The sequence below is a fragment of the Symbiopectobacterium sp. RP genome (assembly GCF_050472005.1).
Taxonomy (GTDB): Bacteria; Pseudomonadota; Gammaproteobacteria; order Enterobacterales; family Enterobacteriaceae; genus Symbiopectobacterium.
In genome coordinates, this window is sequence record NZ_JBGOGS010000002.1 from 1,248,865 (window position 1) to 1,275,207 (window position 26,343).

The window sequence follows — 26,343 nt, forward strand, 5'->3', positions numbered from 1 at the left end:
AAGAGAGAGTGGTTGCGATACAGAGATTTTGTTCTCAGTCCATATGGTGTAATCAAAATTAAGTCGCTTGGCTATATTGCTGTGATTTCCGCCCACCTTCGTCACTCTCGCAGGTTATACGCCTTTCTTCTGGAGGAGATCCCCGGCTTTCACCGAGGATGACGAAAATATACGCGTCTTTACCATCAGTCTGAAGTGCTATGACGTTTTCCTACGTGCGCGCTTTTTAGCCTCTGGCGTAACCTGCGTAACCTGGCTTTCTACCCAGCCGTCCTGTAATCGGGTTTTTAGCGTATCACCCGGTGCTGCCTGAGTCGTGGCGCGTAAAACCTGCCCAGAGGGGGTGGTGGTCACGTTATAGCCACGCGCCAGCGTTTTTAGTGGGCTGACACCTTCCAGATGGGAACAAACCTCACCCAACCTCTGTTTATTCTCACTCAGTTGCCGGGTGATAAGCCGCTGTAATTGATACTGCATCTGTTGCAGGTGTTGCTGCGCACGATAAATACGTGAAAGCGGTTGCTGCTGCGTCAGCCGCTGCTGCAAACGCTCATTGCGCAGGGTCGCGCGCCGCAGTTGCTGCTGCATGCTCTCATCAAGCCTGCGCCGCAGGGTGATCAATTGGTTAAGCTGACGCGCCAAGCGTAACTGCGGATGCTGTTGCTGCAAACGGTGATGGAGTCGGGCGAAATCGCGCTGGTGCTGGGCCAGAGAATAATCCATCGCCATTTCCAGCCGCTGACGTTGTGCATGTAGCTGGCGCAGCAGTTCGTTGCGATCGCGACTGACCAACTCTGCCGCCGCCGACGGGGTCGGAGCGCGTAAATCCGCCACGAAGTCGGCAATGGTGACGTCGGTTTCATGGCCGACAGCACTCACAATAGGAATACGACTGGCGAAAATGGCGCGAGCCACCCGTTCATCGTTAAAGCTCCAGAGGTCTTCCAGCGAACCGCCGCCGCGCCCAACGATCAGTACATCGCACTCTTGTCGTTGATTGGCACGTTGAATGGCACGAACAATTTGCGCTGGAGCTTCTTCGCCTTGCACCTGACTCGGATAAATCACCACCGGCAGGGCGGGATCGCGCCGCTGTAGCACATGCAGGATATCATGCAGCGCCGCGCCGCTAGGTGAAGTAATGACGCCGACGCTGCTGGCAGGACGGGGGGGCGCCTGTTTGAATGACTGATCGAACAACCCTTCTGACGCTAACCGTTGCTTAAGCTGTTCGAACTGCTGTTGCAACAGGCCATCACCTGCGGGTTGCATGCTTTCTGCCAGCAGTTGGTAATCACCGCGCGGTTCGTACAGGGTGATGGTAGCGCGCAGCAACACTTGCTGCCCGCTTTGTGGACGAAACGTCACACGGCGATTGCTGGTGCGAAACATGGCGCAGCGCACCTGAGCGCGCTCGTCTTTCAGGGTAAAGTACCAGTGACCGGAGGCGGGTTGGGAGAAGTTGGATATCTCGCCGCACAGCCAGATTTGCCCCATTTCCATTTCCAACAGTTGCCGGACGGTTTGATTGAGGCGGCTGACGGTAAAAATAGCGGATGAAGGCGCTTGGGACATGGCGTTGGCTAACCCGATTTAGTGAGCGAGATCAAATTTTAAAACAGAGGGTTAATTAACCGATGCTACCTTACCTGAAAGGTTAATCAAGTTTTTTATAAAAAAGCTAGAGTCAACCGATTACGCTCTGTATAATGCCACGGCAATATTTTATCGCATCCCCACATGAGATATTGCCCATGCTACGTATTGCCAAAGAAGCATTGACGTTTGATGACGTCCTCCTGATCCCAGCTCACTCGACCGTTCTGCCGGACACTGCCGATCTCACCACCCAGCTCACAAAAACGATTCGTTTGAATATTCCTATGCTTTCTGCTGCCATGGATACCGTGACGGAATCCGGTTTGGCCATCGCTCTGGCGCAAGAAGGCGGCATCGGTTTCATCCATAAAAACATGTCGATTGAGCGCCAGGCGGAAGAAGTCAGCCAGGTAAAACGCCATGAAAGCGGCGTGGTTGTCGATCCGCAAACCGTGACGCCAACCACCACGCTGCGTGAAGTCAAAGCGCTAACCGAACGTAACGGCTTTGCCGGTTACCCGGTAGTAACTGACGATAACGAACTGGTCGGCATTATCACTGGCCGTGACGTACGTTTTGTGACTGATTTGGAACGCCTGGTGAGTGCCGTGATGACGCCGAAAGACCGTCTGGTAACGGTGCGTGAAGGCGAAGCGCGCGAAGTGGTGCTGCAAAAAATGCACGAAAAACGCGTTGAGAAAGCGCTGGTGGTGGATGGCGGCTTCCATCTGCTTGGCATGATCACCGTGAAAGACTTCCAGAAAGCCGAGCGTAAACCTAACGCTTGTAAAGACGAACACGGTCGTCTGCGCGTAGGATCGGCCGTTGGCGCAGGTGCGGGCAACGAAGAGCGCGTCGATGCGCTGGTTGCGGCCGGTGTTGACGTACTGCTGATCGACTCCTCGCACGGCCACTCTGAGGGCGTGTTGCAGCGTATTCGTGAAACCCGCGCTAAATACCCCGATCTGCAAATCATCGGCGGCAACGTTGCCACCGGTGCCGGTGCCAAAGCGCTGGCTGAAGCAGGCGTGAGCGCTGTGAAAGTCGGTATTGGCCCTGGCTCTATTTGTACCACCCGTATCGTTACCGGCGTGGGTGTACCGCAGATCACCGCGATTTCCGACGCGGTAGCAGCGCTTGAAGGTACTGGCATTCCGGTCATTGCTGATGGTGGCATCCGTTTCTCCGGTGACATCGCCAAAGCCATCGCTGCGGGTGCAGCCTGTGTGATGGTAGGTTCTATGCTGGCGGGCACGGAAGAATCTCCGGGTGAGATCGAGCTATATCAAGGCCGTTCCTTTAAATCTTACCGTGGGATGGGCTCGTTGGGTGCCATGTCTAAAGGCTCTTCTGACCGTTATTTCCAGAGCGATAATGCGGCAGATAAACTGGTGCCGGAAGGGATCGAAGGGCGAGTGGCTTATAAAGGCCGCCTGAAAGAGATCGTGCATCAGCAGATGGGCGGCCTGCGTTCGTGCATGGGCTTGACCGGTTGCGGCACCATTGATGCACTGCGCACTCAGGCCGAATTTGTTCGCATCAGCGGTGCAGGCATTCAGGAAAGCCATGTGCACGATGTGACCATCACCAAAGAATCTCCGAACTATCGGATGGGTTGATTGAGCCCACAGGCCAATCTGCCGATGTGATGGCTGATTTGACAGAAACCCGGTAAACTTCGCCGGGTTCTCTTATTTTTTGCTCCTTACGTATTTTGGAATACGCCTCTCATGACAGAAAATATTCATCAACACCGCATACTCATTCTGGATTTTGGTTCGCAGTACACGCAACTGGTTGCGCGCCGCGTGCGTGAACTGGGCGTTTATTGCGAGCTCTGGGCATGGGACGTTACCGAAGCACAGATTCGCGAATTTAACCCGAACGGCATCATCCTTTCCGGTGGCCCGGAAAGCACCACCGAGCACAACAGCCCGCGCGCGCCGGAATATGTGTTCCAGGCCGGTGTGCCGGTGTTGGGTGTGTGCTACGGCATGCAGACCATGGCAATGCAGCTGGGTGGACATGTAGAAAGCTCCAGCGAGCGTGAGTTTGGTTATGCTCAGGTCGAAATCAAAGCGGAAAGCGCACTGCTGCGCGATATTCAGGATGCGCTGAGCGAAAGCGGTGCGCCGCTGCTTGACGTATGGATGAGCCACGGCGATAAAGTGACGGCCATTCCATCCGATTTCGTCACCGTTGCCAGCACCGATACCTGCCCGTTTGCCATTATTGCTAACGAAGAGAAACGCTTTTATGGCTTACAGTTCCATCCGGAAGTGACGCATACCCGTCAGGGACAGCGCATGCTTGAACGCTTTGTACGTGATATCTGCCAATGTGATGCGCTGTGGACACCGGCAAAAATCATTGATGACGCGGTAGTGCGCCTGCGGGAACAGATTGGCAACGATCGTGTGATCTTGGGGCTGTCCGGTGGTGTTGACTCCTCTGTGACGGCGATGCTGCTGCACCGTGCCATTGGCGATCGTTTGACCTGCGTGTTCGTGGATAATGGCCTGCTGCGTTTGAACGAAGCGGATCAGGTGCTGGAAATGTTCGGCGATCACTTTGGCCTGAATATCGTGCACGTGGCTGCGGAAGATCGTTTCCTGTCTGAATTGGCCGGTGAAAACGATCCGGAAGCCAAACGCAAAATCATTGGTCGCGTGTTTGTCGAAGTGTTCGATGAAGAAGCAAGCAAGCAAACCGAGGTGAAATGGCTGGCGCAGGGCACCATCTATCCTGACGTGATTGAATCAGCGGCGTCCAAGACCGGTAAAGCACACGTTATCAAATCTCACCACAACGTGGGTGGCCTGCCGAAAGAGATGAAGCTGGGTCTGGTTGAGCCACTGAAAGAGCTGTTCAAAGATGAAGTGCGTAAAATTGGTCTTGAACTGGGCTTGCCGTACAACATGCTGTACCGCCATCCGTTCCCCGGTCCAGGCCTTGGAGTGCGTGTGTTGGGCGAAGTGAAGAAAGAGTACTGCGATCTGCTGCGCCATGCCGATGCCATCTTCATCGAAGAACTGCACAACGCTGACCTGTACCACAAGGTAAGCCAGGCCTTTACTGTGTTCCTGCCAGTGCGTTCCGTAGGCGTGATGGGCGACGGTCGTAAATATGACTGGGTGGTCTCTCTGCGTGCGGTCGAAACTATCGACTTTATGACCGCGCACTGGGCACACCTGCCTTATGACTTTCTGGGCCGCGTTTCCAACCGCATTATCAACGAAGTCGATGGCATTTCTCGCGTGGTTTACGACGTGTCAGGCAAGCCGCCTGCGACGATTGAGTGGGAATAATTGCGGTTTAACGTAGAGGATTGCCCTGCAACGGTATTACATCTGGCAGCATCATCTACATCGACCTCAGCGGAGAATGTCCTGTGACATTCTCCGCTAGGCTGTGTCCCTTAATTGCGTAACTGGCGGTAAAACAAGCGGATGCAGCCTAGTTTCACCATTGCTAGATAGTTTCTTGCCATTTTTTCATAACGTGTGGCGATCCGTCGATATTCCTTTATAGATAAACAACTTAATTTTGATTGCATTATTTAAATGAACTATTCAATTGATTTTAGAGGTAAAGTGATATCTACACGGGAAGAAGAAGGGTTGAGTATCCGAGAAACAGCGAAGCAATTTCGGATTGGCCCTGCCTCTGTATCGCGTTGGATTAATCAAATAGCGTCAAAAGCATCGACCACGCGTCAGCGAAAGAGCGATAAATCCGAGTTGATAAAAGATGTTGAACCATATCCAGATGCTTACCAAAAAGAACGTGCAGAGCGTTTTGGCGTTTGTCAGAAGGCCATTTGGCAAGCTCTTAAAAAGCTGGGATTGACCTATAAAAAAACTCTACGTCATCCGAAAGCGCCCAGCAAGCATTTCAACAAAAAATACAACAGTATGAAAAAGAAGGTAAACCTATTATTTTTATTGATGAAAGTGGTTTTCCACACGATACCCCACGGACTCTCGGCTATTCCCCAAAAGGTCAACGGTGTTTTGGCCTGAAGAACTGGGGAGCCAAGGGAAGAACAAATGTTATCGGCGCTTTATTAGGCACAACGCTGTTTGCTATCGGATTATTTGATATCAATATTGGCTTTGTTGAATAATAGGTAATCATGCTGTTTTTCCATGCCAGTTTTGGTTGAAAATGCTTGTCATCTCAGGTGTACACTTTTCTCATGATGCCTAACTGCATGATTTTACGTTGCGAGGATCCGTCGTTTCACTGGGCTGCCAGCATAAAATCTATTTATTCAACAAAGCCATCAATATTAACAGCGATGTTTTCTATTCCTGGGTCACACAAGTCCTTATGCCAGTACTCCCTAAAAACAGTGTAATCGGAGCCTGTACACGAGATTGTGTAATTGCCTGGTTTTGATATGTTCAATCCAACATCAAAAGCAGGTTACTTTATGGACGAAAAACAGTTACAGGCTCTGGCTAACGAGCTGGCCAAAAATCTCAAAACCCCTGACGCTCTCAACCCGTTTGATCGCCTGTTGAAAAAGATCTGCGTTGAAGCTGCCCTTAATGCTGAAATGACCCATCACCTCGGGCATGAGAAGCACCAGTCCAAATCTGGAACTAACACGCGCAATGGCTACTCCACAAAGACTGTTACCACCGGCGATGGTCCGCTGGAACTGCGTACACCACGTGATCGTGATGGTTCCTTTGAACCGCAACTGGTGAAGAAGAAGAACCAGACCCGGATCTCCGGGATGGATAACCAGATTTTATCGTTATATGCCAAAGGGATGACCACCCGCGAAATTGCCGCTGCGTTCAAAGAACTGTATGACGCGGATGTCTCACCCGCCTTGGTATCGAAGGTCACCGATGCCGTTATGGAGCAGGTTGTTGAATGGCAAAATCGCCCCCTGGATGCGGTTTATCCCATTGTTTACCTTGACTGTATCGTTCTGAAAGTCCGGCAGGACAGCCGCGTTATCAATAAGTCTGTGTTCCTGGCGCTGGGTATCAATATCGAAGGCCAGAAAGAGCTACTGGGGATGTGGCTGGCCGAAAATGAAGGCGCAAAGTTCTGGCTGAACGTGCTGACAGAACTGAAAAACCGTGGCCTGACTGACATCCTCATTGCCTGTGTGGACGGCCTGAAAGGGTTCCCGGATGCCATCAACACGGTCTACCCGGAAGCCCGCATCCAGTTGTGCATCGTGCACATGGTGCGCAACAGTCTGCGCTTCGTTGCCTGGAAGGACTATAAGGCGGTAACACACGACCTCAAAGCAGTGTATCAGGCTCCAACCGAAGAGGCCGCGCTTCAGGCGCTGGAGACGTTCGGTGGGACATGGGATCACCGCTATCCGCAGATAAGCCGGAGCTGGCAGTTAAACTGGGCCAACCTGTCGACATTCTTCTCGTACCCGCAGGAACTTCGCAAGGTAATCTACACGACGAACGCCATAGAATCACTGAACAGCGTGCTCCGGCATGCAATCAAGAAACGCAAGCTGTTCCCGACTGATGACTCGGTGAAGAAGGTCGTATGGCTGGCAATCCAGGCGGCATCACAGAAATGGACGATGTCCTTACAGGACTGGCGTATGGCAATGAGTCGCTTTATTATCGAGTTCGGTGACCGTCTTGACGGTCACTTCTGAGGCATAGGTATCTACACATCTTTTGCAATATCTGCTATTACGTTGCTGCATGATCTCAACTTATCCATCGGCGGGATTGATGCCCGCCTTAACCGGCGTTATCAGCGTCTGGTTAAGCAACACATAACTCCCGCAGCACCATTGGCGTCAGCCGTTAAAGACCTTGCCTGCGCGCAGAAAACGACATTCGCCACTACTCAGGCCGTTTAGCGTTTTTTTAATAATAAACGTATTAGCTTCAGTCAGTTCAATGAACCGATTATTTCGCTGGCTCTCCGGCAGGTTGCACTTAGCCCGCATCCATACGCTCTCGTCGTTCACGGCTGGTCTCATTTACAGTTTCGTACCCACAATGGGAAAGAAGAACGTTTGAAAATGACGCATGGTGGCGACGTCGGTTATGAACTACAAACCAGCCTACTGATTGATGCTGCAAATGGTTTACCAATAGCGCCCCTGTCTCAAACTCTAACCGATAGGGCGGGTTGTCGTTCAACGCTAACCGAGGGCTTGTCTGAGAGTCTGACTCATATAGCCAACCGACTTAAAAATGATTACAGCCAATGCCCTGATATGTGGCAAAAAAATACAGCTAATTGTTATCAAAATAATGTCGCTTGTCTATATTAGCAGACTATACCCTAGAAGAACTTGCCCACTTAGCTATGGTGGTTTTTAACCCTTTATGATGTGTAGATACCTATGCTTCTGAGGAAAGGCATTTACACAAAATCTTAAACAGGCTCTGTAATCGTGATGGACAATGCAACTTTTCACAAAAAACATAATATTCAACAAGTCATCATCGATGCAGGGTATATGGTGGAGTATTTGCCTACATATTCGCCAGATCTTAACCCCATTGAGCATAAATGGGCACAAGCAAAAAGCAAAAAAAGAGAGAGTGGTTGCGATACAGAGATTTTGTTCTCAGTCCATATGGTGTAATCAAAATTAAGTCGCTTGTCTATAAATTATTGAAAATAAAGTTAATTGCCCCAGACTTTGACCATCTATTGAAACGGTTATAAACGGTTTTCCATGGGCCGTAACGTTTAGGTAAATCACGCCATGGTGCTCCTGAACACAGTATCCAGAACATGCAGTTGAAGATTTTTCGATGTTCTGCCCACGGCCAGCCGGCCCGCGGAGATGTCAAAACGGTTGGCAACAAGGGCGCAATGATTACCCATGCTTCATCAGAAAGATCGTAGCGAGCCATAATCAAAAGTGTCGTAGAAACAGATGGATACTATAGCTCAAGCAATTAAGGGACACAGCCTAGGCTGGGATGCCAGTGGTACCGTACTTGCCATTGGCGATCGCGTCAGCGGTTTTCAAGTGGGCGATGAGGTGTTGGCTCTCTGGCTATTTCACTGGCGGCACTGCGCAGTGAGGTAAAGGTTATCGCTACGGCATCCCATCCTGATTCGGCAGAATGGTGCCGTCAGCGCGGTGCCGATCTCGTGGTTGATTATCGCGATTTAATCGGGGAACTGAAAAAAGCAGGCATCATCTAGGTGGATTATATTTTCTGCCTGAACGACACCGACGCCCACTGGAGCGCGATAGGCACCTTGATCGCCCCGCAGGGCAAGATTTGCACTATTGTGGAAAACGAACGTCCTCTGGATCAGAACGAACTGAAGCGCAAAAGTGCCTCGCTGCATTAGGAATTCATGTTTACCCGCAGCATGTACCAAACGCCGGATATGGAAAAGCAAGGGAAAATTCTGCAAGAAGTAGCACACCTAGTGGACGCGGGCAAACTGCAAGGCACAGCCAGTGAAGTATTGTTTAAACGTTGAAACGCTGCAACAGGCTCACTCCAAGGTGCAGGAAGGGCATATGCGCGGTAAGGTGACTATCGCGTTATAAACCCTCGCGTTGTCAGCCTCTTTAAGCAAACAGCCCCAAAGGGGCTGTTTGACTGATGACAAAGCCACTTTACCTCTCCTCATCCTCGGCGAAAGGCGGGAATGACGATGTTAAGTAGGTGCGTCACGACATTAAACGCTCGACGCGCACTTAGAACAACAGGCGGGCACGAATGGTGCCGGGAATCGCCTTCATCAGCTGCAGCGCGGTATTCGCTGCATCTGTTTCCACATCGATTACCACATAGCCGATATCCGCGCTGGTTTGCAGATATTGGGCAGCAATGTTTATACCTTGCTCGGCGAAAATGGTGTTGATTGCCGTCAGTACGCCCGGGCGATTTTCGTGAATGTGCAGCAAACGTGCGCGATCGCTCTGCACTGGCAGGGAAACTTCCGGGAAGTTAACCACAGACAGCGTCGAACCGTTGTCAGAGTACTTCGCCAGTTTACCGGCCACTTCCGTACCGATGTTCTCCTGCGCTTCCTGCGTGGAACCACCAATGTGCGGCGTCAGCAATACGTTGTCGAACTCCAGCAGCGGAGACACAAACGGGTCAGTATTGGTGGCGGGTTCTTGTGGGAATACGTCAATCGCAGCACCGGCAATGTGTTGGCTACGCAGCACTTCACACAGAGCTGGGATATCGACGACCGTACCGCGTGAGGCGTTGATCAGAATAGAACCCGGCTTCATCAGCGCCAGCTCATCCGCGCCCATCATGTTCTGGGTGCTCGCCGTTTCCGGTACGTGCAGGCTGACCACGTCGCTCATGTTCAGCAATTCGGACAGATGACGCACCTGCTGAGCATTACCTAACGGCAGTTTGCTCTCGATGTCGTAAAAGTAAACATGCATCCCCAGGCTTTCGGCTAGGATACCCAACTGGGTGCCAATGTGGCCGTAGCCAATGATACCCAGTTTTTTGCCGCGCGCTTCAAATGAGCCCACAGCCTGTTTGTGCCACACGCCACGGTGCGCTTTGGCATTGGCAGTAGGAACGCCGCGCAGCAACAGCAGCATTTCGCCAATCACCAGTTCTGCTACGCTGCGAGTATTGGAGAAGGGAGCATTGAACACCGGGATGCCGCGCTTGGTGGCAGAAGGTAATTCAACCTGATTGGTACCGATGCAAAAACAGCCCACGGCAACCAGCTTTTCTGCGGCAGCAAACACTTCTTCCGTCAGATGAGTACGGGAACGCAAACCGACGAAATGCGCGTCACGGATGGAGGCTTTCAACGCTTTCGTATCCAACACACCTTTATGGTATTCAATGTTGGTGTAACCCGCTGCGCACAGGTTTTCCAACGCGCTCTGGTGAACCCCTTCCACTAGGAGGAATTTAATCTTGTCTTTTTCCAGTGATACCTTTGCCATTTCCCGACCTTATTTTCAGACTTCAGATGCCAGTGAACCCATTTGCCAAACGGCCTCTGCCAACATAACAAAAATTACGCCAGCAGCAAGACAATCGATTGCTTCCCCGATGCTGCCAACGGCGTCACAAACTCCCTTCTACAGTAAAAAATAGGGATAACGCGTCGCCTTGCCAGATGCCAAGGGAACAAAATAAGAAAAAGTGATATTAAGTACCAAAAGTGAGACTTTAACAATGGTGGGGTTTTTAAGCAAAAAAATCGGACGTTAGCACCTTCAATGCCAACGTCCGATGCGCAGGGGAGAAATTACTTCAGGGTTTTTACACCGCCCGCGGTACCGACCAACGCAACGTCAGCGCCACGGTTGGCAAACAGACCGACGGTCACCACGCCCGCAATCCCATTGATACGGTTTTCTACGGCAATGGCATCTGAGATATCGAGGTTGTGCACATTCAGAATGACATTGCCGTTGTCGGTGACTACGCCCTGACGATAGACCGGCTGGCCGCCCAGTTTCACCAGTTCACGCGCCACGTACGCACGGGCCATGGGGATCACTTCCACCGGCAGCGGGAATGTGCCCAGAATATCCACCTGCTTGGAGGCATCGACAATACAGATAAACTGATGCGCGATGGCAGCAATGATCTTCTCACGCGTCAGCGCAGCACCCCCGCCTTTAATCATTTGCATGTGCGGGTTGATCTCATCAGCACCGTCCACATAGATATCCAGTTCATCAACCTCGTTGCTGTCGAACACCGTAATGCCTAAGCTTTTGAGCTTTTCGGTAGACGCCACGGAGCTGGATACTGCGCCTTTAATCTGGTGTTTGATGGAACCCAGCGCTTCAATGAAGTGCGCTGCCGTTGAGCCCGTTCCCACCCCAACAATAGTATCCGGGCGGACATAATCCAACGCGGCCCAGCCGACTGCCTTTTTCAGTTCATCTTGTATCATGGTCTGTATCGTGCCTGCAAATTACAGTGAGAAGAGAGAGGAGTATTATAGAGCAAGCGCCACCGGAAACGACGCCAATCGCCGAGCGTCTTTCGATTATTTTCGGCCATCAGTGTGAAATGGGACAGATTTTTAGCGTGTTCCGTCGGAAAAATGTGGCATAGTGCAAAGACTAGGTTTTATCCATAGGAAATGGCACCTTCATGAAACGACCGGACTATCGCACACTTCAGGCTCTCGATGCCGTCATCCGTGAGCACGGATTTGAACGCGCCGCGCAAAAATTGTGCATCACGCAATCCGCCGTTTCACAACGCATCAAGCAGTTGGAGAACCTGTTCGGACAGCCGCTGTTGGTCAGAAGCATACCACCACGTCCCACCGAACAAGGACAAAAATTGCTGGCGCTGTTGCACCAAGTGGAGTTGCTGGAAGAAGAGTGGCTGGGCAATGATGCCAGCAGCGATATCCCGCTGTTGCTGTCGCTGGCGGTCAACGCCGACAGTCTCGCAACTTGGCTGTTACCTGCGTTGCAATCGGTACTGGTCGATTCCCCTATTCGCCTTAATCTGCAAGTGGAAGATGAAACCCGCACGCAAGAACGCTTGCGCCGTGGTGAAGTGGTCGGTGCCGTCAGTATCCAGCCGCAACCGTTGCCGAGCTGTCTGGTGGATAAACTCGGTGCGTTAGACTATCTGTTTGTTGCCTCACCGGATTTTGCCGTACGCTACTTCCCGAACGGCGTGACCCGTTCCGCGTTGCTGCGCGCCCCTGCGGTTGCCTTTGATCATCTGGATGATATGCATCAGGCATTTTTGCAGCAGAATTTCGATCTCTCGCCCGGCAGCGTTCCCTGCCATATCGTTAACTCGTCAGAAGCGTTCGTACAACTGGCACGACAGGGCACCACCTGCTGTATGATCCCACACCTGCAAATCGAGAGAGAATTGGCAAACAGCGAGTTGGTCGATCTGACGCCGGGCCTGTTTCAGCGCCGTATGCTTTATTGGCACCGCTTCGCGCCAGAAAGTCGGATGATGAGAAAGGTGACGGATGCCCTGCTCTCGCACGGGCATCGCGTATTGCGCCAGTCCTGACGCGCGTTAGTCAGGCGTTACTGATTAGGTTGCAGTTCGAACACCACGTCAACCTGATCGTCAAACTGGATGCTTTGCTGCTCGTAAGTCTGCGCCACATCGGCCTCTGCCGCGACGCCCGCCGCTTTAAACATCCGAGTCATGGGAACGGGCTGATAGTTGGCAACCTGATAGCGGATGCTGTAAATCGGTCCCAGTTTGGCGTTGAATCCGGTTGCCAATACTTTCGCCTGGCTGGTCGCCGTTTCGATTGCCCGCTGACGTGCCTGATCGCGATAGGCTTCCGGGTTGGCTACCCCCAACTCCACGCCGCGGATTTCCGTCAACCCCGCGCGCAGTGCACCATCCAGCAAGGCATTTAGCTGATCCAGTTGGCGTACCGTTACCGCCACCTGACGCACCGCACGATACCCTTTCAGTTCAGAACGACCATCTTTCAGAAAATTGTATTCAGGATGGGTACGCAGGTTAGCGGCGCTGATATCTTTTCTCTCAATACCGTGTTTTTCCAGATAGGCAAAATATTGCGCCACGCGGTCGTCCACCTGCTTTTTAGCATCAGCCACGTCTTTCGATGAAACGTTGACCTCAATCGCCAGATTTGCAATATCCGGCGTGGCATCCACGCTCGCTTTGCATGATGTCACGATGTTCGGTCCGTTCGGCAATTCAGCGGCCTGACCGGACAGTGGAAGCGTGCTTAATCCTAACAGGGCGGCTATCGCCAGTGCTTTTAGCTTCACAGTATCGTTTCCGTTTCTCCTGATTCCATTTAATAGTGCGCCGTTGCACGCCACGATGACGGCGGTGCGCCTGTGCAATGAATACGCCTACAGCTATAGATAAACATGGTGTTATTGATAAATATAGTGGCTTTGTTGAATAAATCAGAACTTGTAACGACTGCGCCCCATACGGGTCGATTGTTACGTGATGCGAATACTGTTCGGCATTCCTAATAGCGTGATCAGGTTAAGCGCTTTGAGCATGACCATGGCTTCACCCACCTGACCATCGTAGTCTCTCAGACTTAGATGACCACCCAGAAGCCTTTTGAACCGGAACATGGCCGTTTCAGCCACTGAGCGCCGGTGATAGCCCACTTTCTTTTTCCAGATATCGTTACTACCGCTAATGCGCTGATTTGCAACAGCGTGGTTACGCTCGTGGTAGCGATCTTGCCAATATTGAGCCCCCCTTCGTGGCGGGATAAGCGGCCTTATTTTCTTTCTCAGCAGAGCATCATAGCAGTAAACTGTATCGTAAGTGCCGTCAGCCGATGCCTCTCTGATTTTCCGGTGGGTCTGGTTTATCAGCGCCGGTAGAGCTTGGGCATCAGTCGTACCACTGAGCGACAAATCCGCACAGATAATCTCATGCGTCACACTGTCTACTGCCAGGTGCAGCTTACGCCATACCCTGCGTCTGTCGGCACCATGCTGCCGGACTTTCCATTCGCCTTCGCCAAAGACCTTCAGGCCGGTTCCATCAATGAGCAGATGTGAGATTTCACCACGGGTTGGCGTTTTTATGCTGATGTTCACTGTCTTTGCTCGCTTGCTGAGCAGCGAATAGTCTGGACAATGGAGCGACAATTTAATCAGTTTAAAAATCGAGTCACCAAAGCCCTGTAAAGCCCTCAATGAAAGGCCAAACACGCGTTTCATCATCAGGACTGTGGTGATGGTCATATCTGAGTAGTGGAGCGGTCGTCCACGCCGTTCAGTAGTGTTTTTTTCCGTCCATGCAGCAATGGCTGATTCATCTAGCCATACGGTTAGAGAAGCGCGCTGCTTGAGGGCCTTGTTATAAGAGGGCCAGTTGGTGATTTTAAAATTTTGTTTTGCCATGGAGACCTAATTTTGAAACAACTGTGTTGATCTGCTCCGATGATTACCCAAAAGTTCTATTTATTCAACAAAGCCCATTGCATTCCAAAAACCAAGGGCACCGTCTCCCGTAGCCAGCTTGGGAGATACGGTTAGGCCACGTGCTCGCAGGCCATTAAGAAGTTCGGCCCAGTTTGCTTCTGACTCTCGATAAACATCTTCGACCGCAACCAGCTCCTTACGTCCATGCTCAGTGACGCCGATAATGACCAGCAGGCAAAGGAGATCATCTTGCCTGACATGGCTGTATAGCCAAGCGACATTATTTTGATAACAGCCAGCTATGCTTTTTTGCCGCATATCAGGGTATCTGTTGTAATCATTTTTAAGTTGTTTTGCTATATCTAGTTCTGCGGAGAGCTGTAGGGTAGACTTTTTCATGGGGTATCATCTCTCTGTTGTTGAAATCATCCGCGAAATCAATCAGCAGGATACTCCACCCTCCCCGAAACCCCGTACACCAGAAATGAGCATAACTCCGCTCAGATGTGCGCAAACAAAGCGGTAGATCACTACCGCTGTTCAAGCCCAGCATCAGGGACATAGGTATCTACACATCATAAAGGGTTAAAAACCACCATAGCTAAGTGGGCAAGTTCTTCCGGGGTATAGTCTGCTAATAACGTCAAGGTATAGCCAACCGACTTAAAAATGATTACAACAGATACCCTGATATGCGGCAAAAAAGCATAGCTGGCTGTTATCAAAATAATGTCTGTTTGCTATATTTAGCAGGATGGATAGTCTGGCAAGCAGCGCTGGGGCGCTTTCTTTACGCCCTCGTTTTTGTTGTCGTCCGGATAATCGGCAAATTATAGCTAAACGATTTAATTTTGATTATATTATTTAAATGAGATACTCAATTGATTTTAGACGTAAAGTGATATCTACACGGGAAGAAGAAGGGTTGAGTATCCGAGAAACAGCGAAGCAATTTCGGATTGGCCCTGCCTCTGTATCGCGTTGGGGCTTTGTTGAATAAATAGATTTTATGCTGGCAGCCCAGCGAAACGACGGATCCTCGCAACGTAAAATCATGCAGTTAGGCCTCATGAGAAAAGTGTACACCTGAGATGACAAGCATTTTCAACCAAAACTGGCGTGGAAAAACAGCATGATTACCTATTATTCAACAAAGCCTCGCGTTGGATTAATCAAATAGCGTCAAAAGCATCGACCACGCGTCAGCGAAAGAGCGATAAATCCGAGTTGATAAAAGATGTTGAACAATATCCAGATACTTACCAAAAAGAACGTGCAGAGCGTTTTGGCGTTTGTCAGAAGGCCATTTGGCAAGCTCTTAAAAAGCTGGGATTGACCTATAAAAAAACTCTACGTCATCCGAAAGCCGACGAAAGCGCCCGGCAAGCATTTCAACAAAAAATACAACAGTATGAAAAAGAAGGTAAACCTATTGTTTTTATTGATGAAAGTGGTTTTCCACACGATACCCCACGGACTCACGGCTATTCCCCAAAAGGTCAACGGTGTTTTGGCCTGAAGAACTGGGGAGCAAAGGGAAGAACAAATGTTATCGGCGCTTTATTAGGCACAACGCTGTTTGCTATCGGATTATTTGATATCAATATTAACAGTGATGTTTTCTATTCCTGGGTCACACAAGTCCTTATCCCAGTACTCCCTAAAAACAGTGTAATCGTGATGGACAATACAACTTTTCACAAAAAACATAATATTCAACAAGTCATCATCGATGCAGGGTAATATGGTGGAGTATTTGCCTACATATTCGCCAGATCTTAACCCCATTGAGCATAAATAGGCACAAGCAAAAAGCAAAAAAAGAGAGAGTGGTTGCGATACAGAGATTTTGTTCTCAGTCCATATGGTGTAATCAAAATTAAGTCGCCTAGCTATAATTCCCTCGCCGTGCGTCCCGCGCAATGCCGATAGCCCCTTCCTGTGTTTCTCTCGGCACTGGCAAATAACACATATTGTTACATTTACTGTAAAAAACCTGATCCTATCGTTCTGTATTCCGACAAAATCCCTGTTAAGCAGGAGGGAATAAACGTCGATACTCTATATAAGCACAACCAGTGCCGTAATGACAAGGAGAAAAAATGACCAGCATCAGCGCAGTGACGTCTGCCTCTGGCAGCAGTGCGAGCTCAGGGACCAGCAATGAGCAGCAAATTGCTCGTCTTAATCAGCAGATTAAAACGCTAACGCAGCAGGCCAAATCGCTGGCTTCCTCCCTTGAGAAAGCCAGTGCGGATGAAGAAAAGGCCAGTATTCAGGAGCAGCAGCAGTTGGTTCAGGCGCAGATTCAAGCGCTTCAGGCCCAAATCGCCCGGTTGCAGAATGAGTCATCGGAGAGTAAACAGCAGCAGGCGGCATCCACGTCTACGGCTCAAGAGGAAGGCGTTAACAAGCCGACCGAAGAGAATAAAATCAACATCTACGTGTGGCTGCTTGAGCGGCGTCACCAACCCTTGCAGCCCTGCAATCTTGATGGTCAGCGTCAGTTGCATCAAGTCGCCCAATCGCCCTGTGGGAAACGCATCCTTGCAGGCAAACCACAGCAAATACTCCTCAGGCAAATCGATCAGTATAGCAAAGCGACATTATTTTGATAACAATTAGCTGTATTTTTTGCCACATATCAGGGTATTGGCTGTAATCATTTTTAAGTCGGTTGGCTATACACGGCCCTGATACTTGCCAAATGGCATCTGCTGAGTGGCGATGGCGATCAAATCCTCTTTTTCCATCGGTTAGGCTCCGAGCAGACGGATCATCTCAGCTTCATCAATCACCGGGATATTCAACTCTTGTGCTTTGGCCAGCTTGGAGCCCGCTGCTTCCCCGGCAATCACAATATCGGTTTTCTTGGACACGCTGCCGCTCACTTTCGCGCCCAGCGCCGTCAGGCGATCCTTGGCTTCATCACGGGATAGCTGGCTCAACGCCCCCGTCAGCACAATGGTCTTGCCGGCAAACGGGTTATCAAGCGTCGCAACATCCACCCTTTCGATGTCAGGCCAATGGATATTGATGCCCTCAGGATTGATAAGATCGCGAATCACTTGCTGGTTGTGTGCTTCTTGCAGGAAATGGCGCACATGCTTCGCCACGATAGGCCCCACATCCGCCACTTCCAGCAGCGCTTCTTCATCCACCGCTAGCAGGTTATCCAGGGTGGCAAAATGCTGTGCCAGGTTGCTTGCGGTCGCTTCCCCTACGTCACGGATACCCAACGCAAACAGGAAACGGGCAAAGGTGGTGGATTTGGCTTTTTCAAGCGCATTGACCAGATTCTGTGCCGATTTCGGCCCCATACGATCCAGTCCAGTCAGGATGCCAGCGGTAAGTTTGAACAGGTCGGCGGGGGTTTTGACGTACTCTTTTTCCACCAGCTGATCTATAACTTTGTCACCCATACCCTCCACATCCAGCGCACGACGGGAGACAAAGTGCTTTAACGCTTCTTTACGCTGTGCACCGCAGATCAACCCGCCAGTGCAGCGCGTCACCGCCTCACCGTCAACGCGCTCCACCTCGGAGCCACACACCGGACATTGCTCAGGAAAGTCGATAGCACGCGCATCCGCAGGGCGTTCTGCTTCCACTATCCCAACGATCTGCGGAATAACATCGCCTGCACGACGCACGATAACGCGATCGCTGATCTGTATGCCGAGACGTTCAATCTCATCGCGGTTATGCAAGGTGGCATTACTCACCATAACCCCGGCAACAGCAACCGGCTCAAGGCGTGCCACCGGCGTAATGGCACCAGTGCGCCCTACTTGGAAATCAACGCCGTGCAGCCAAGTCAGTTGCTCCTGCGCCGGGAATTTAAAGGCCACCGCCCAGCGCGGCGCGCGCGCGACAAACCCGAGCCGCCCTTGCAATGCCAGGTCGTCAACTTTGACCACCACGCCGTCAATATCGAAGCCGAGCGTGGCGCGCTCTTGCTCCACCTGACGGTAAAATGCCAGCACGTCTGCGCTACCAGTGCACAAACGAATACGATCGCTAACCGGCAGTCCCCAGGCTTTAAATTGATTCAGGCGTGCCAGATGGCTGGCTGGCAAGGTTCCGCCTTCCAACAGGCCAACGCCATAGCAGAAGAACGTCAGGGGACGTTTAGCAGTAATGCGCGGATCGAGCTGACGCAACGACCCCGCCGCTGCATTACGCGGATTGGCAAAAATCTTGGCACCGGTACGCCGCGCTTCATCATTCATCTTTTCAAAGCAACGGTGTTTCATAAACACTTCGCCACGCACTTCCACACGCGCAGGGATGTTATCACCGTGCAACCGCAGTGGAACGGCTCCGATGGTACGGATATTGGCGGTAATGTTTTCCCCTGTCGTGCCATCGCCGCGCGTGGCGGCCTGCATCAGCAGGCCGTTTTCATACAACAGGCTTACCGCCAAACCATCGAGCTTCAGCTCACAACAGAAGGTTATTTCCTCGCCGCTTTTCAAGCGATCCTGCACGCGTTTGTAAAACGCCAGATAGCTGTCATCATCGAATACGTTATCCAACGACAGCATCGGCACCTCATGACGCACGGACTCGAACGCCGACAGGGGGGCCGCGCCAACGCGCTGCGTGGGCGAATCTGGCGTAATCAGTTCAGGATGTTCCGCTTCGATCGCCTTGAGCTCATTCATCAGGCGGTCATATTCCACGTCAGGAATTTCCGGCGCATCTTCAACGTGATATTTATATTCGTGGTGGCGCAATTGCGCGTGCAGCTCGGCCACACGCGATGTCAGATGTTCAGCTGTCACTGGAGGTTACCCGTACTCTTTTGGTTTATCGCGGCGTATTGGCTTTGATGGCATTAATAATGTTAGTGGTAGAACAGCCATCTTCAAAGTTCAGCACATGGACGTCGCCGCCGTTGGCCCACACCTCTTTACTGCCTGCGATATCTTCCGGCTTGTAGTCACCACCTTTGACCAGAATATCCGGCAAAATGCCAGCAATCAGGCGCTGCGGGGTATCTTCTTCAAACGGCACTACCCAGTCCACCGCGCCGAGGGCACTTAACACTGCCATACGTTGCGCTAGGGCATTGACCGGACGCGTGGGGCCTTTCAAGCGGCTGGTGGAGTCATCGTTGTTCACCGCCACAATCAAGCGATCGCCCAGCTTGCGTGCGTTCGCCAGATAAGAGACGTGACCAGCATGCAGAATATCGAATACGCCGTTGGTCATGACAATTTTTTCACCGCGCAGGCGCGCCCGCGCGACAGCCGCTTTCAGTTGCTCTTCATCCATCGCACCAAAACCGCTGTCAGCGCGACCACGAATGGCATTTTCCAGCTCGATAGGCGTGACGGTAGAGGTTCCCAGCTTACCCACTACCACACCCGCTGCGGCGTTCGCAAGGAAACAGGCATCTTCCAGTGAATTTCCCGCCGCCAGCGCCGCTGCCAATACGCCAATCACGGTATCGCCCGCACCGGTCACATCGTAGACTTCCTGCGCCTGTGTCGGCAGATTCAGCGGCGCTTTGCCCGGCTGAAGCAGCGTCATGCCCTGTTCAGAACGGGTGATCAGCAGTGCGGAAAGGTCAAAATCGGCAATCATTTTCTCGCCGCGCGCTACCAGTTCTTCTTCGGTTTTGCTGCGTCCGGCAACCGCTTCGAACTCGGACAGGTTCGGGGTCAGCAAGGTGGCACCGCGATAGCGAGCGAAATCGGTCCCTTTCGGGTCAATCAGGACTTGCACGCCCGCCGCATTGGCGGTTTGGATCATCGCCTGCACATGAGCCAGAGCGCCCTTCGCGTAGTCTGACAGTACCAGCGCGCCGATTTTTGGCAGCGCCTGCGCAATGCGTTCCAACATCGGCTGCGGATCAACGCCGTCAAAGCCTTCTTCGAAATCCAGGCGAATCAACTGCTGGTTGTGCGACAGCACGCGCAGTTTGGTAATAGTAGGGTGCGTCGGGACGGAAACAAAATCGCACTTGACGTTCACATCGCTCAGTTTGGCGCTCAGCGCACGTGCGGCATCATCGATGCCCGTCAGCCCGACCAGACGGGAGCTGGCACCCAGCGCCGCAATGTTCATGGCCACGTTGGCCGCACCGCCGGGACGTTCATCAATGGTATCGACTTTGACTACCGGTACAGGCGCTTCTGGCGAAATACGGCTGGTAGGACCGTACCAGTAGCGATCCAGCATCACATCCCCTACCACCAGCACGCCAGCCTGACGAAAATTAGGTAATGAAACTTTCATGCACCTACTCCAAGATGTTTTTTGTCATACAGTTGGTCGCGATAATAGCACAGCCCCCGCAGCCCTTCGAAACAACATTCGTTGCCTACTGCGCCCCGGCACCCACCCATTTCTCCCAGCTGGTTTTCACCTTTTGACGCTCGCTCAAAAAACTTTCAGCGCTTACACGCGCCGACTGTTCCTGCAACGCCAGATGATGCAACGCATCGCGCAGGGTAATGTATGCCAACGTCAAAGCCCGCGCTTCTTCCTCGTCCATCACGCCGCACTGGGCCATCAGTTCCAGAATGCGCACATTATCAGACCAGTGCGTCAGACGTGGCTCCTGTGCCGCATAACGCAGTACCAGATACTGCACGATAAATTCAATATCGGTGATACCACCCTCATCGGTTTTCAGATCAAACAGCGCGGGGTCTTTATTGGCCAAATGCTGACGCATCTTCTCACGCATTTCGCGCACTTCCGCACGCAGCGTCTCCGCCTCGCGTTCCTGACATAAAATCTGACGCCGTATCGCCTCAAACTGCGCCTGTACGCCACGCTCACCATAGACCATACGCGCGCGCACCAGCGCCTGATGCTCCCAGGTCCAAGCTTCATGCTGTTGATAATCGCCGAAAGCCCCGACGGTGCTGACCAGCATTCCCGCCACCCCAGATGGGCGCAGGCGGGCATCTACCTCGTACAGAATACCCGAGGAGGTACGCGTGCTGAACAGGTGCATCACACGCTGCGCCAGACGGAGATAGAAGTGGCGGCCATCAATACTGCGCTCACCGTCGGTTACCACCTCATCCGGGCAGTCCAGCAGGAACACCAGATCGAGATCGGAGCTGTAGCCCAATTCCCAACCGCCCAACTTGCCATAACCAATCACCGCAAAACCGCGCCCTTCGCGCTGGTGCAAGTGCGTCGGTTGCCCATAACGCGCCACCATCTGCGTCCAGGCTTGCTGCACCACGGCAGCAATGATGGCTTCTGCCAGATAAGTTAAGTGATCACTCACTTTCATCACTGGCAGCACGCCCGCGATGTCGCCAGTGGCAATGCGCAGCTGTTGAGCCTGTTTGAACTGCCGTACGGCTTCCAGTTGCTGCTCTTCGTCTTCCTCAGGCACGCGCATCAGGTATTGGCGCAATTCATCGTGATATGCTTCCGGCCCCAGCGGGTGGTAGAGCGTCGCCGGATCGAGCAGTTCATCCAGCAGCAGCGGATAACGCGCCAGCTGGCTTGCCACCATCGGTGAGGCAGCACACAGACGGAGCAATTGAATCAACGCAGGGCGCGACTCCAGCAGCAGTTCCAGATAGGTGGTGCGCGTCACGATACCGAGCAACAACGGCGTCAGGCGCGGCAAAATAAGCTCAGCCTGCTTGTGAGCACACACTTCGGCCAGCAGTAGCGGCATAAGATGATCGAGCACGTCACGCCCGCGTGGGCCAATGGTACGTTTAACCAAATCATGACGAAAATCCGTAATGGCGCGCAGTAGCTCGTTACGTGCCCCTTCGCTGAGGTGAGGCATTAACGCCCCCATATCCACCTCATCGGGCGCGTCCAGCCATACGCTGTTGTAACCGCTGCACTCCGGCGCATCCTGCCCGTCCTGTGCATCATCGCCAATAAGGTCATTAAACACCCGGCGCACCGCCAGCATATGGTTTTGTAAGGCATCATTTAACGTTTCCCAGCCATCAAACCCCATGCCCCACGCCAGACGCTGCTGATTCAGCGCTTCTTGCGGCAAAGTTTGCGTCTGCTCATCAGCAATCGCTTGCAACAGGTTTTCCAGCCGCCGTAAAAACAGATAGGCATTGCTCAGTTCGTCCACCTGCTGCGGCGAGAGCAGGCCCAGACTACCGGTGTGCTGCAACGTCGGCAGCAGTTCCCGGCCTTGCAACCCCGGCTCACGTCCACCGCGAATCAGTTGGAAAACCTGGGTGATAAACTCAATTTCGCGAATACCACCCGCGCCCAGCTTGATGTTGTTACGCAGATCGCGCCGCCGTACTTCGCAGGCAATCATGCTCTTCATGTTACGCAGCGATTGGATCACACTGAAATCGATATAGCGGCGGAACACAAACGGACGCAGCAGCGCGCGCAGTTCCTGACTGTAGGCATCTTCCATACCGCCAATCAAACGCGCTTTCACCATCGCGTAGCGTTCCCAATCGCGCCCCTGCTCCTGATAATACTCCTCCATCGCAGCAAAGCTGAGCACCAACGGACCGCTGTCGCCAAACGGGCGTAAACGCATATCGACACGGTAGACAAAACCGTCCACTGTCATCTGATCCAGCGCTTTGATCAGGCGCTGCCCCAGCCGGGTAAAGAATTGCGCATTATCCAATTCGCGCCGTCCCCCGCGCGTTCGACCGTTTTCCGGATAGACAAATATCAGGTCTATATCAGAGGAGAAGTTCAGTTCACCGCCCCCCAGCTTGCCCATGCCCAATATCAGCAGCGGCTGCGGCTCCCCTTGCGCATTACAGGGCGTGCCCCACTCGCAGCAGCAGGCGTCATAGAGCCAGCCGCGCGCCGCCACAATCAATGTTTCAGCCAATTCGCTCAGCTGGCGCAGCGTTTGCGGCGTGGTACTGGTGGCGAGTGATTGCGACCAGGCAATACGTACCAGCATCCTGCGACGAAACTCACGCAGCACGCGCATCAGCGTCGCCTCATCGCTCACCGCCTCCAGCGCTTGTGCCAACCATTGCCCGTAATGCTGCCACTCCTCCGGCTGCGTCGGTTGCTGGTGTAATGCCTCCCACCAATCGGGATAGCGTGCCAGCGCCTCGCTGACAAAGTCACTGGAGGCCAGCACCGCCAGATCCTCTGGCGCGATGGACGCAGGGAGCGTCATGCTCTCTTGCAGGCGGGATAACACACGCTGCGCCTGCTCCGTCAGCAGCGGCGGTAAAATTTTCATCTTTAAATTCAACATGTCATTGTTAATCGATCGAAATAATCATATTTCTGTCCATTCCGCACCTCTTACATCCCGGTACTTATCGGTCATATCTGATGACTTGTGAGCTAACAGTTTTTGAGCATAATCTTTACCTTTTTCCTCGGTATAGCCAAGCGACATTATTTTGATAACAATTAGCTGTATTTTTTGCCACATATCAGGGCATTGGCTATAATCATTTTTAAGTCGGTTGGTTATATACAAGCGTGCCGCCAAGCTTCTGATTTCGTGAAAGGAAGGAGCTGTGCCATTCTAGGTTAATCCAGAAACACGGCGTGCCTTCATGAACGCTTCGGAAATTGTTTTCTTGGAAAACATACTATGTTTTTCGTCAGCTACAATATGGGAAGCACCATGATTTAATGTTTTAAACTGCCTCAGCACATCAGAAAGAGAAATATATCTAAACGACTTAATTTTGATTACATTATTTAAATGAGCTATTCAATTGATTTTAGACGTAAAGTGATATCTACACGGGAAGAAGAAGGGTTGAGTATCCGAGAAACAGCGAAGCAATTTCGGATTGGCCCTGCCTCTGTATTGCGTTGGATTAATCAAATAGAGGCTTTGTTGAATAATAGGTAATCATGCTGTTTTTCCACGCCAGTTTTGGTTGAAAATGCTTGTCATCTCAGGTGTACACTTTTCTCATGAGGCCTAACTGCATGATTTTACGTTGCGAGGATCCGTCGTTTCGCTGGGCTGCCAGCATAAAATCTATTTATTCAACAAGGCCTCAAATAGAGTCAAAAGCATCGACCATGCGTCAGCGAAAGATCGATAAATCCGAGTTGATAAAAGGTGTTGAACAATATCCAGATGCTTACCAAAAAGAACGTGCAGAGCGTTTTGGCGTTTGTCAGAAGGCCATTTGGCAAGCTCTTAAAAAGCTGGGATTGACCTATAAAAAAAACTCTACGTCATCCGAAAGCCGACGAAAGCGCCCGGCAAGCATTCCAACAAAAAATACAACAGTATGAAAAAGAAGGTAAACCTATTGTTTTTATTGATGAAAGTGGTTTTCCAGACGATACCCCACGGACTCACGGCTATTCCCCAAAAGGTCAACGGTGTTTTGGCCTGAAGAACGGGGGAGCCAAGGGAAGAACAAATGTTATCGGCGCGTTATTAGGCACAACGCTGTTTGCTATCGGATTATTTGATATCAATATTAACAGCGATGTTTTCTATTCCTGGGTCACACAAGTCCTTATCCCAGTACTCCCTAAAAACAGGGTAATCGTGATGGACAATGCAACTTTTCACAAAAAACATAATATTCAACAAGTCATCATCGATGCAGGGTATATGGTGGAGCATTTGCCTACATATTCGCCAGATCTTAACCCAATTGAGCATAAATGGGCACAAGCAAAAAGCAAAAAAAGAGAGAGTGGTTGCGATACAGAGATTTTGTTCTCAGTCCATATGGTGTAATCAAAATTAAGTCGCTTGGCTATATTACCTCATTCATTAATGGGTCACTGACAAGTGATAGATGGCTCGCGGCAATTTTTCAAATCGGTATTCGTCCACATTTTATTGCCTCGCTGCGCCAATAAAAGTAAATATACGCGCGCACTGCTTGTCCTTTTTCTTCACGACGATTAGCTTTACACTCTACCCATCAAGCTAATTATTTCGCAGTATCAACAGGTTCAGGAAGTGGCCACCATGTCATTGCAGCAAGAGATCATCCAGGCACTGGGTGTTAAGCCTACTGTCGATCCCGATGCCGAGATTCGCATCAGCGTTGATTTTTTAAAGAATTATCTTAAGGCCAATCCCTTCATCCGTTCGTTAGTACTGGGGATCAGCGGCGGGCAAGATTCTACACTGACCGGCAAACTGTGCCAGACTGCCATCAATGAGCTGCGTAGCGAAACTGGCGATACGAGTTATCAGTTTATCGCTGTACGCTTGCCGTATGGCATTCAGGCGGATGAGGCCGATTGCCAAGATGCCATCACCTTCATCCAACCGGACAGCGTGTTAACAGTAAATATCAAGCCCGCCGTCGAAGTGAGTGAAGCCACCCTAGCAGCCATCGGCGTAACGCTGTCCGATTTTGTCAAAGGCAACGAAAAGGCACGTGAGCGCATGAAGGCGCAATACAGCATTGCGGGCATGAACGCGGGTCTGGTGGTCGGCACCGACCACGCCGCAGAAGCCGTCACGGGTTTCTTTACCAAATACGGTGACGGTGGCACGGATATCAATCCTATTTTTCGTTTAAATAAACGGCAAGGGAAAGCGCTGTTGAAGGTACTCGGCTGTCCGCAGCACCTGTACACCAAAGCCCCTACGGCAGATCTGGAAGAGAACCGCCCTTCGTTACCTGATGAAACCGCCCTAGGCGTCACCTATAACGAAATTGATGACTATCTGGAAGGAAAAGCGCTCGACGCCGACCGCGCCGCCATTATCGAAAACTGGTATAAAAAGACCGAACACAAACGCCGTCCTCCGGTTACTGTATTTGACGATTTCTGGCACTGATAGGCAGGCAGTAGACGCTGCGCGGATGTCGGAAACGGCATCCGTTTGCTACAATAAACATGGATATGACCCCACAACGCGCCACGCTGGCAGGCCTGTTAGCGATTCTGCTTTGGAGTACTTCTGTCGGCCTGTTACGCAGTTTAACCGAAGCCCTCGGCCCTGTTGGCATAGGTATCTA

Annotated in this window: 30 protein-coding genes and 7 pseudogenes; 23 read left to right on the forward strand and 14 right to left on the reverse strand. The window is 51.6% G+C overall.

Annotation, left to right across the window (positions count from 1 at the left end; all coding sequences use genetic code 11):
• Window positions 1–12: 12 nt before the first annotated feature.
• Window positions 13–162, forward strand: a complete 150-nt coding sequence (locus ACD630_RS25740; protein ID WP_430361065.1) for a hypothetical protein — start codon at window positions 13–15, stop codon at window positions 160–162.
• A gap of 36 nt (window positions 163–198) precedes the next feature.
• Here the strand turns inward: ACD630_RS25740 and xseA are convergent, their stop codons facing one another.
• On the reverse strand, window positions 199–1,575 hold the full coding sequence (xseA, locus tag ACD630_RS25745) for an exodeoxyribonuclease VII large subunit (RefSeq protein ID WP_430361066.1): 1,377 nt from the start codon (window positions 1,573–1,575) through the stop codon (window positions 199–201).
• Window positions 1,576–1,754: 179 nt separating this feature from the next.
• Here xseA and guaB point away from each other — a divergent pair, with 179 nt between their 5' ends.
• Both guaB and guaA read left to right on the forward strand, forming a co-directional pair.
• The gene (gene guaB / locus ACD630_RS25750) at window positions 1,755–3,218 is read left to right on the forward strand and encodes an IMP dehydrogenase (RefSeq protein ID WP_430361067.1); all 1,464 of its coding nucleotides are present in this window, start codon (window positions 1,755–1,757) and stop codon (window positions 3,216–3,218) included.
• Window positions 3,219–3,329: 111 nt separating this feature from the next.
• The gene (gene guaA / locus ACD630_RS25755; RefSeq protein WP_430361068.1) at window positions 3,330–4,907 is read left to right on the forward strand and encodes a glutamine-hydrolyzing GMP synthase; all 1,578 of its coding nucleotides are present in this window, start codon (window positions 3,330–3,332) and stop codon (window positions 4,905–4,907) included.
• Window positions 4,908–5,017: 110 nt separating this feature from the next.
• Here the strand turns inward: guaA and ACD630_RS25760 are convergent.
• Window positions 5,018–5,128 (reverse strand): annotated as a pseudogene (locus ACD630_RS25760) (IS5 family transposase); the annotation flags it as partial.
• Between the two features lie 34 nt (window positions 5,129–5,162).
• On the opposite strand from ACD630_RS25760, the gene ACD630_RS25765 reads away from it, so the two are divergent.
• From ACD630_RS25765 to ACD630_RS25800, 8 genes are all read left to right on the forward strand, one after another.
• Window positions 5,163–5,621: an IS630 transposase-related protein gene (locus ACD630_RS25765; RefSeq protein WP_430361069.1), complete on the forward strand. Its 459-nt coding sequence runs from the start codon at window positions 5,163–5,165 to the stop codon at window positions 5,619–5,621.
• Window positions 5,543–5,725: a hypothetical protein gene (locus ACD630_RS25770; RefSeq protein WP_430361297.1), complete on the forward strand. Its 183-nt coding sequence runs from the start codon at window positions 5,543–5,545 to the stop codon at window positions 5,723–5,725. Before ACD630_RS25765 ends, ACD630_RS25770 begins: the two co-directional genes overlap by 79 nt.
• Window positions 5,726–5,823: 98 nt before the next feature.
• Window positions 5,824–6,000, forward strand: a complete 177-nt coding sequence (locus tag ACD630_RS25775) for a hypothetical protein (protein ID WP_430361070.1) — start codon at window positions 5,824–5,826, stop codon at window positions 5,998–6,000.
• Between the two features lie 34 nt (window positions 6,001–6,034).
• Window positions 6,035–7,246: an IS256 family transposase gene (locus ACD630_RS25780; RefSeq protein WP_430361298.1), complete on the forward strand. Its 1,212-nt coding sequence runs from the start codon at window positions 6,035–6,037 to the stop codon at window positions 7,244–7,246.
• Between the two features lie 42 nt (window positions 7,247–7,288).
• Window positions 7,289–7,456, forward strand: coding sequence for a hypothetical protein (locus tag ACD630_RS25785; RefSeq protein WP_430361071.1), 168 nt, complete (start codon window positions 7,289–7,291; stop codon window positions 7,454–7,456).
• Window positions 7,457–7,621: 165 nt separating this feature from the next.
• Window positions 7,622–7,876 (forward strand): hypothetical protein, encoded by a 255-nt coding sequence (locus tag ACD630_RS25790; protein ID WP_430361072.1) that lies wholly within the window; start codon window positions 7,622–7,624, stop codon window positions 7,874–7,876.
• Between the two features lie 126 nt (window positions 7,877–8,002).
• Complete coding sequence (locus ACD630_RS25795; protein WP_430359251.1) at window positions 8,003–8,194, forward strand: transposase; 192 nt, start codon at window positions 8,003–8,005, stop codon at window positions 8,192–8,194.
• A complete protein-coding gene (locus tag ACD630_RS25800; protein WP_430361328.1) occupies window positions 8,119–8,277 on the forward strand; it encodes a hypothetical protein in 159 nt (52 codons plus the stop codon). The genes ACD630_RS25795 and ACD630_RS25800 overlap by 76 nt, the downstream gene beginning before the upstream one ends.
• On the opposite strand, the pseudogene ACD630_RS25805 reads toward ACD630_RS25800, so the two are convergent.
• Window positions 8,217–8,468 (reverse strand): annotated as a pseudogene (locus ACD630_RS25805) (transposase); the annotation flags it as partial. The gene ACD630_RS25800 and the pseudogene ACD630_RS25805 overlap by 61 nt on opposite strands.
• A 23-nt stretch (window positions 8,469–8,491) precedes the next feature.
• Between ACD630_RS25805 and ACD630_RS25810 the strand changes: the two are divergent.
• Window positions 8,492–8,647 carry an alcohol dehydrogenase catalytic domain-containing protein gene (locus ACD630_RS25810; protein ID WP_430361073.1) on the forward strand — a complete coding sequence of 52 codons (156 nt, stop codon included), beginning with the start codon at window positions 8,492–8,494 and terminating at the stop codon, window positions 8,645–8,647.
• Window positions 8,599–9,124 (forward strand): annotated as a pseudogene (locus tag ACD630_RS25815) (zinc-binding dehydrogenase); the annotation flags it as partial. The gene ACD630_RS25810 and the pseudogene ACD630_RS25815, both read left to right, overlap by 49 nt.
• 150 nt (window positions 9,125–9,274) lie before the next feature.
• On the opposite strand, the gene serA reads toward ACD630_RS25815, so the two are convergent.
• Entirely contained in the window at window positions 9,275–10,504 is a 1,230-nt protein-coding gene (serA, locus tag ACD630_RS25820) for a phosphoglycerate dehydrogenase (RefSeq protein ID WP_430361074.1), read from the reverse strand.
• 308 nt (window positions 10,505–10,812) lie between these two features.
• Complete coding sequence (gene rpiA / locus ACD630_RS25825; protein ID WP_430361075.1) at window positions 10,813–11,469, reverse strand: ribose-5-phosphate isomerase RpiA; 657 nt, start codon at window positions 11,467–11,469, stop codon at window positions 10,813–10,815.
• A 203-nt stretch (window positions 11,470–11,672) separates the two neighbouring features.
• On the opposite strand from rpiA, the gene ACD630_RS25830 reads away from it, so the two are divergent.
• Window positions 11,673–12,566: a LysR family transcriptional regulator ArgP gene (locus ACD630_RS25830; protein ID WP_430361076.1), complete on the forward strand. Its 894-nt coding sequence runs from the start codon at window positions 11,673–11,675 to the stop codon at window positions 12,564–12,566.
• Between the two features lie 17 nt (window positions 12,567–12,583).
• Here the strand turns inward: ACD630_RS25830 and ACD630_RS25835 are convergent, their stop codons facing one another.
• The 4 genes and pseudogenes from ACD630_RS25835 to ACD630_RS25850 all read right to left on the reverse strand — a co-directional run bounded on the left by ACD630_RS25835 (window position 12,584) and on the right by ACD630_RS25850 (window position 15,162).
• Window positions 12,584–13,309: an oxidative stress defense protein gene (locus ACD630_RS25835; RefSeq protein WP_430361077.1), complete on the reverse strand. Its 726-nt coding sequence runs from the start codon at window positions 13,307–13,309 to the stop codon at window positions 12,584–12,586.
• Between the two features lie 183 nt (window positions 13,310–13,492).
• Window positions 13,493–14,416 (reverse strand): IS5 family transposase, encoded by a 924-nt coding sequence (locus ACD630_RS25840; protein WP_430361078.1) that lies wholly within the window; start codon window positions 14,414–14,416, stop codon window positions 13,493–13,495.
• Window positions 14,417–14,491: 75 nt separating this feature from the next.
• Window positions 14,492–14,707 (reverse strand): annotated as a pseudogene (locus ACD630_RS25845) (transposase); the annotation flags it as partial.
• Between the two features lie 305 nt (window positions 14,708–15,012).
• Window positions 15,013–15,162, reverse strand: a complete 150-nt coding sequence (locus tag ACD630_RS25850; protein WP_430361079.1) for a hypothetical protein — start codon at window positions 15,160–15,162, stop codon at window positions 15,013–15,015.
• Between the two features lie 143 nt (window positions 15,163–15,305).
• Here ACD630_RS25850 and ACD630_RS25855 point away from each other — a divergent pair, with 143 nt between their 5' ends.
• From ACD630_RS25855 to ACD630_RS25865, 3 genes and pseudogenes are all read left to right on the forward strand, one after another.
• On the forward strand, window positions 15,306–15,437 hold the full coding sequence (locus ACD630_RS25855) for an IS630 transposase-related protein (protein WP_430361080.1): 132 nt from the start codon (window positions 15,306–15,308) through the stop codon (window positions 15,435–15,437).
• A gap of 119 nt (window positions 15,438–15,556) precedes the next feature.
• A complete protein-coding gene (locus ACD630_RS25860; protein WP_430361081.1) occupies window positions 15,557–16,180 on the forward strand; it encodes a transposase in 624 nt (207 codons plus the stop codon).
• A gap of 359 nt (window positions 16,181–16,539) precedes the next feature.
• Window positions 16,540–16,848, forward strand: a pseudogene (locus ACD630_RS25865) (FlxA-like family protein); the annotation flags it as partial.
• Between the two features lie 36 nt (window positions 16,849–16,884).
• Here ACD630_RS25865 and ACD630_RS25870 read toward each other — a convergent pair.
• From ACD630_RS25870 to ACD630_RS25890, 5 genes and pseudogenes are all read right to left on the reverse strand, one after another.
• Window positions 16,885–17,190, reverse strand: a pseudogene (locus ACD630_RS25870) (DUF3820 family protein); the annotation flags it as partial.
• Between the two features lie 3 nt (window positions 17,191–17,193).
• Window positions 17,194–19,197, reverse strand: a complete 2,004-nt coding sequence (ligA, locus tag ACD630_RS25875) for an NAD-dependent DNA ligase LigA (protein WP_430361082.1) — start codon at window positions 19,195–19,197, stop codon at window positions 17,194–17,196.
• A 52-nt stretch (window positions 19,198–19,249) separates the two neighbouring features.
• The gene (gene hldE / locus ACD630_RS25880) at window positions 19,250–20,683 is read right to left on the reverse strand and encodes a bifunctional D-glycero-beta-D-manno-heptose-7-phosphate kinase/D-glycero-beta-D-manno-heptose 1-phosphate adenylyltransferase HldE (protein ID WP_430361083.1); all 1,434 of its coding nucleotides are present in this window, start codon (window positions 20,681–20,683) and stop codon (window positions 19,250–19,252) included.
• 85 nt (window positions 20,684–20,768) lie between these two features.
• On the reverse strand, window positions 20,769–23,633 hold the full coding sequence (gene glnE / locus ACD630_RS25885) for a bifunctional [glutamate--ammonia ligase]-adenylyl-L-tyrosine phosphorylase/[glutamate--ammonia-ligase] adenylyltransferase (RefSeq protein ID WP_430361084.1): 2,865 nt from the start codon (window positions 23,631–23,633) through the stop codon (window positions 20,769–20,771).
• Window positions 23,634–23,657: 24 nt separating this feature from the next.
• Entirely contained in the window at window positions 23,658–23,864 is a 207-nt protein-coding gene (locus ACD630_RS25890) for a hypothetical protein (protein WP_430361085.1), read from the reverse strand.
• A gap of 231 nt (window positions 23,865–24,095) precedes the next feature.
• Here ACD630_RS25890 and ACD630_RS25895 point away from each other — a divergent pair, with 231 nt between their 5' ends.
• The 6 genes and pseudogenes from ACD630_RS25895 to ACD630_RS25920 all read left to right on the forward strand — a co-directional run.
• Window positions 24,096–24,248: an IS630 transposase-related protein gene (locus ACD630_RS25895; RefSeq protein WP_430361086.1), complete on the forward strand. Its 153-nt coding sequence runs from the start codon at window positions 24,096–24,098 to the stop codon at window positions 24,246–24,248.
• Window positions 24,249–24,328: 80 nt separating this feature from the next.
• Window positions 24,329–24,643 carry an IS630 transposase-related protein gene (locus tag ACD630_RS25900; protein ID WP_430361087.1) on the forward strand — a complete coding sequence of 105 codons (315 nt, stop codon included), beginning with the start codon at window positions 24,329–24,331 and terminating at the stop codon, window positions 24,641–24,643.
• Window positions 24,567–25,100: an IS630 family transposase gene (locus ACD630_RS25905; RefSeq protein ID WP_430361299.1), complete on the forward strand. Its 534-nt coding sequence runs from the start codon at window positions 24,567–24,569 to the stop codon at window positions 25,098–25,100. The genes ACD630_RS25900 and ACD630_RS25905 overlap by 77 nt, the downstream gene beginning before the upstream one ends.
• The gene (locus ACD630_RS25910; protein ID WP_430361088.1) at window positions 25,025–25,225 is read left to right on the forward strand and encodes a hypothetical protein; all 201 of its coding nucleotides are present in this window, start codon (window positions 25,025–25,027) and stop codon (window positions 25,223–25,225) included. The genes ACD630_RS25905 and ACD630_RS25910 overlap by 76 nt, the downstream gene beginning before the upstream one ends.
• Window positions 25,226–25,337: 112 nt before the next feature.
• Window positions 25,338–26,162: an ammonia-dependent NAD(+) synthetase gene (gene nadE / locus ACD630_RS25915; RefSeq protein ID WP_430361300.1), complete on the forward strand. Its 825-nt coding sequence runs from the start codon at window positions 25,338–25,340 to the stop codon at window positions 26,160–26,162.
• A gap of 59 nt (window positions 26,163–26,221) precedes the next feature.
• Window positions 26,222–26,339 (forward strand): annotated as a pseudogene (locus ACD630_RS25920) (EamA family transporter); the annotation flags it as partial.
• Window positions 26,340–26,343 lie beyond the last annotated feature (4 nt).

Excerpts from the sequence above, each read along its gene's own strand:
- ACD630_RS25900 (WP_430361087.1), top strand. The coding sequence starts at position 24,329 with ATGATTTTACGTTGCGAGGATCCGTCGTTTCGCTGGGCTGCCAGCATA.
- ACD630_RS25795 (WP_430359251.1), top strand. The coding sequence starts at position 8,003 with ATGGACAATGCAACTTTTCACAAAAAACATAATATTCAACAAGTCATC.
- glnE (WP_430361084.1), bottom strand. The coding sequence starts at position 23,633 with ATGTTGAATTTAAAGATGAAAATTTTACCGCCGCTGCTGACGGAGCAG.
- ACD630_RS25855 (WP_430361080.1), top strand. The coding sequence starts at position 15,306 with ATGAGATACTCAATTGATTTTAGACGTAAAGTGATATCTACACGGGAA.
- rpiA (WP_430361075.1), bottom strand. The coding sequence starts at position 11,469 with ATGATACAAGATGAACTGAAAAAGGCAGTCGGCTGGGCCGCGTTGGAT.
- guaB (WP_430361067.1), top strand. The coding sequence starts at position 1,755 with ATGCTACGTATTGCCAAAGAAGCATTGACGTTTGATGACGTCCTCCTG.
- serA (WP_430361074.1), bottom strand. The coding sequence starts at position 10,504 with ATGGCAAAGGTATCACTGGAAAAAGACAAGATTAAATTCCTCCTAGTG.
- ACD630_RS25810 (WP_430361073.1), top strand. The coding sequence starts at position 8,492 with ATGGATACTATAGCTCAAGCAATTAAGGGACACAGCCTAGGCTGGGAT.
- xseA (WP_430361066.1), bottom strand. The coding sequence starts at position 1,575 with ATGTCCCAAGCGCCTTCATCCGCTATTTTTACCGTCAGCCGCCTCAAT.
- ACD630_RS25895 (WP_430361086.1), top strand. The coding sequence starts at position 24,096 with ATGAGCTATTCAATTGATTTTAGACGTAAAGTGATATCTACACGGGAA.
- ACD630_RS25840 (WP_430361078.1), bottom strand. The coding sequence starts at position 14,416 with ATGGCAAAACAAAATTTTAAAATCACCAACTGGCCCTCTTATAACAAG.
- nadE (WP_430361300.1), top strand. The coding sequence starts at position 25,338 with ATGTCATTGCAGCAAGAGATCATCCAGGCACTGGGTGTTAAGCCTACT.
- ACD630_RS25910 (WP_430361088.1), top strand. The coding sequence starts at position 25,025 with ATGGGCACAAGCAAAAAGCAAAAAAAGAGAGAGTGGTTGCGATACAGA.
- ACD630_RS25780 (WP_430361298.1), top strand. The coding sequence starts at position 6,035 with ATGGACGAAAAACAGTTACAGGCTCTGGCTAACGAGCTGGCCAAAAAT.
- hldE (WP_430361083.1), bottom strand. The coding sequence starts at position 20,683 with ATGAAAGTTTCATTACCTAATTTTCGTCAGGCTGGCGTGCTGGTGGTA.
- guaA (WP_430361068.1), top strand. The coding sequence starts at position 3,330 with ATGACAGAAAATATTCATCAACACCGCATACTCATTCTGGATTTTGGT.
- ACD630_RS25765 (WP_430361069.1), top strand. The coding sequence starts at position 5,163 with ATGAACTATTCAATTGATTTTAGAGGTAAAGTGATATCTACACGGGAA.
- ACD630_RS25800 (WP_430361328.1), top strand. The coding sequence starts at position 8,119 with ATGGGCACAAGCAAAAAGCAAAAAAAGAGAGAGTGGTTGCGATACAGA.
- ACD630_RS25790 (WP_430361072.1), top strand. The coding sequence starts at position 7,622 with ATGACGCATGGTGGCGACGTCGGTTATGAACTACAAACCAGCCTACTG.
- ACD630_RS25830 (WP_430361076.1), top strand. The coding sequence starts at position 11,673 with ATGAAACGACCGGACTATCGCACACTTCAGGCTCTCGATGCCGTCATC.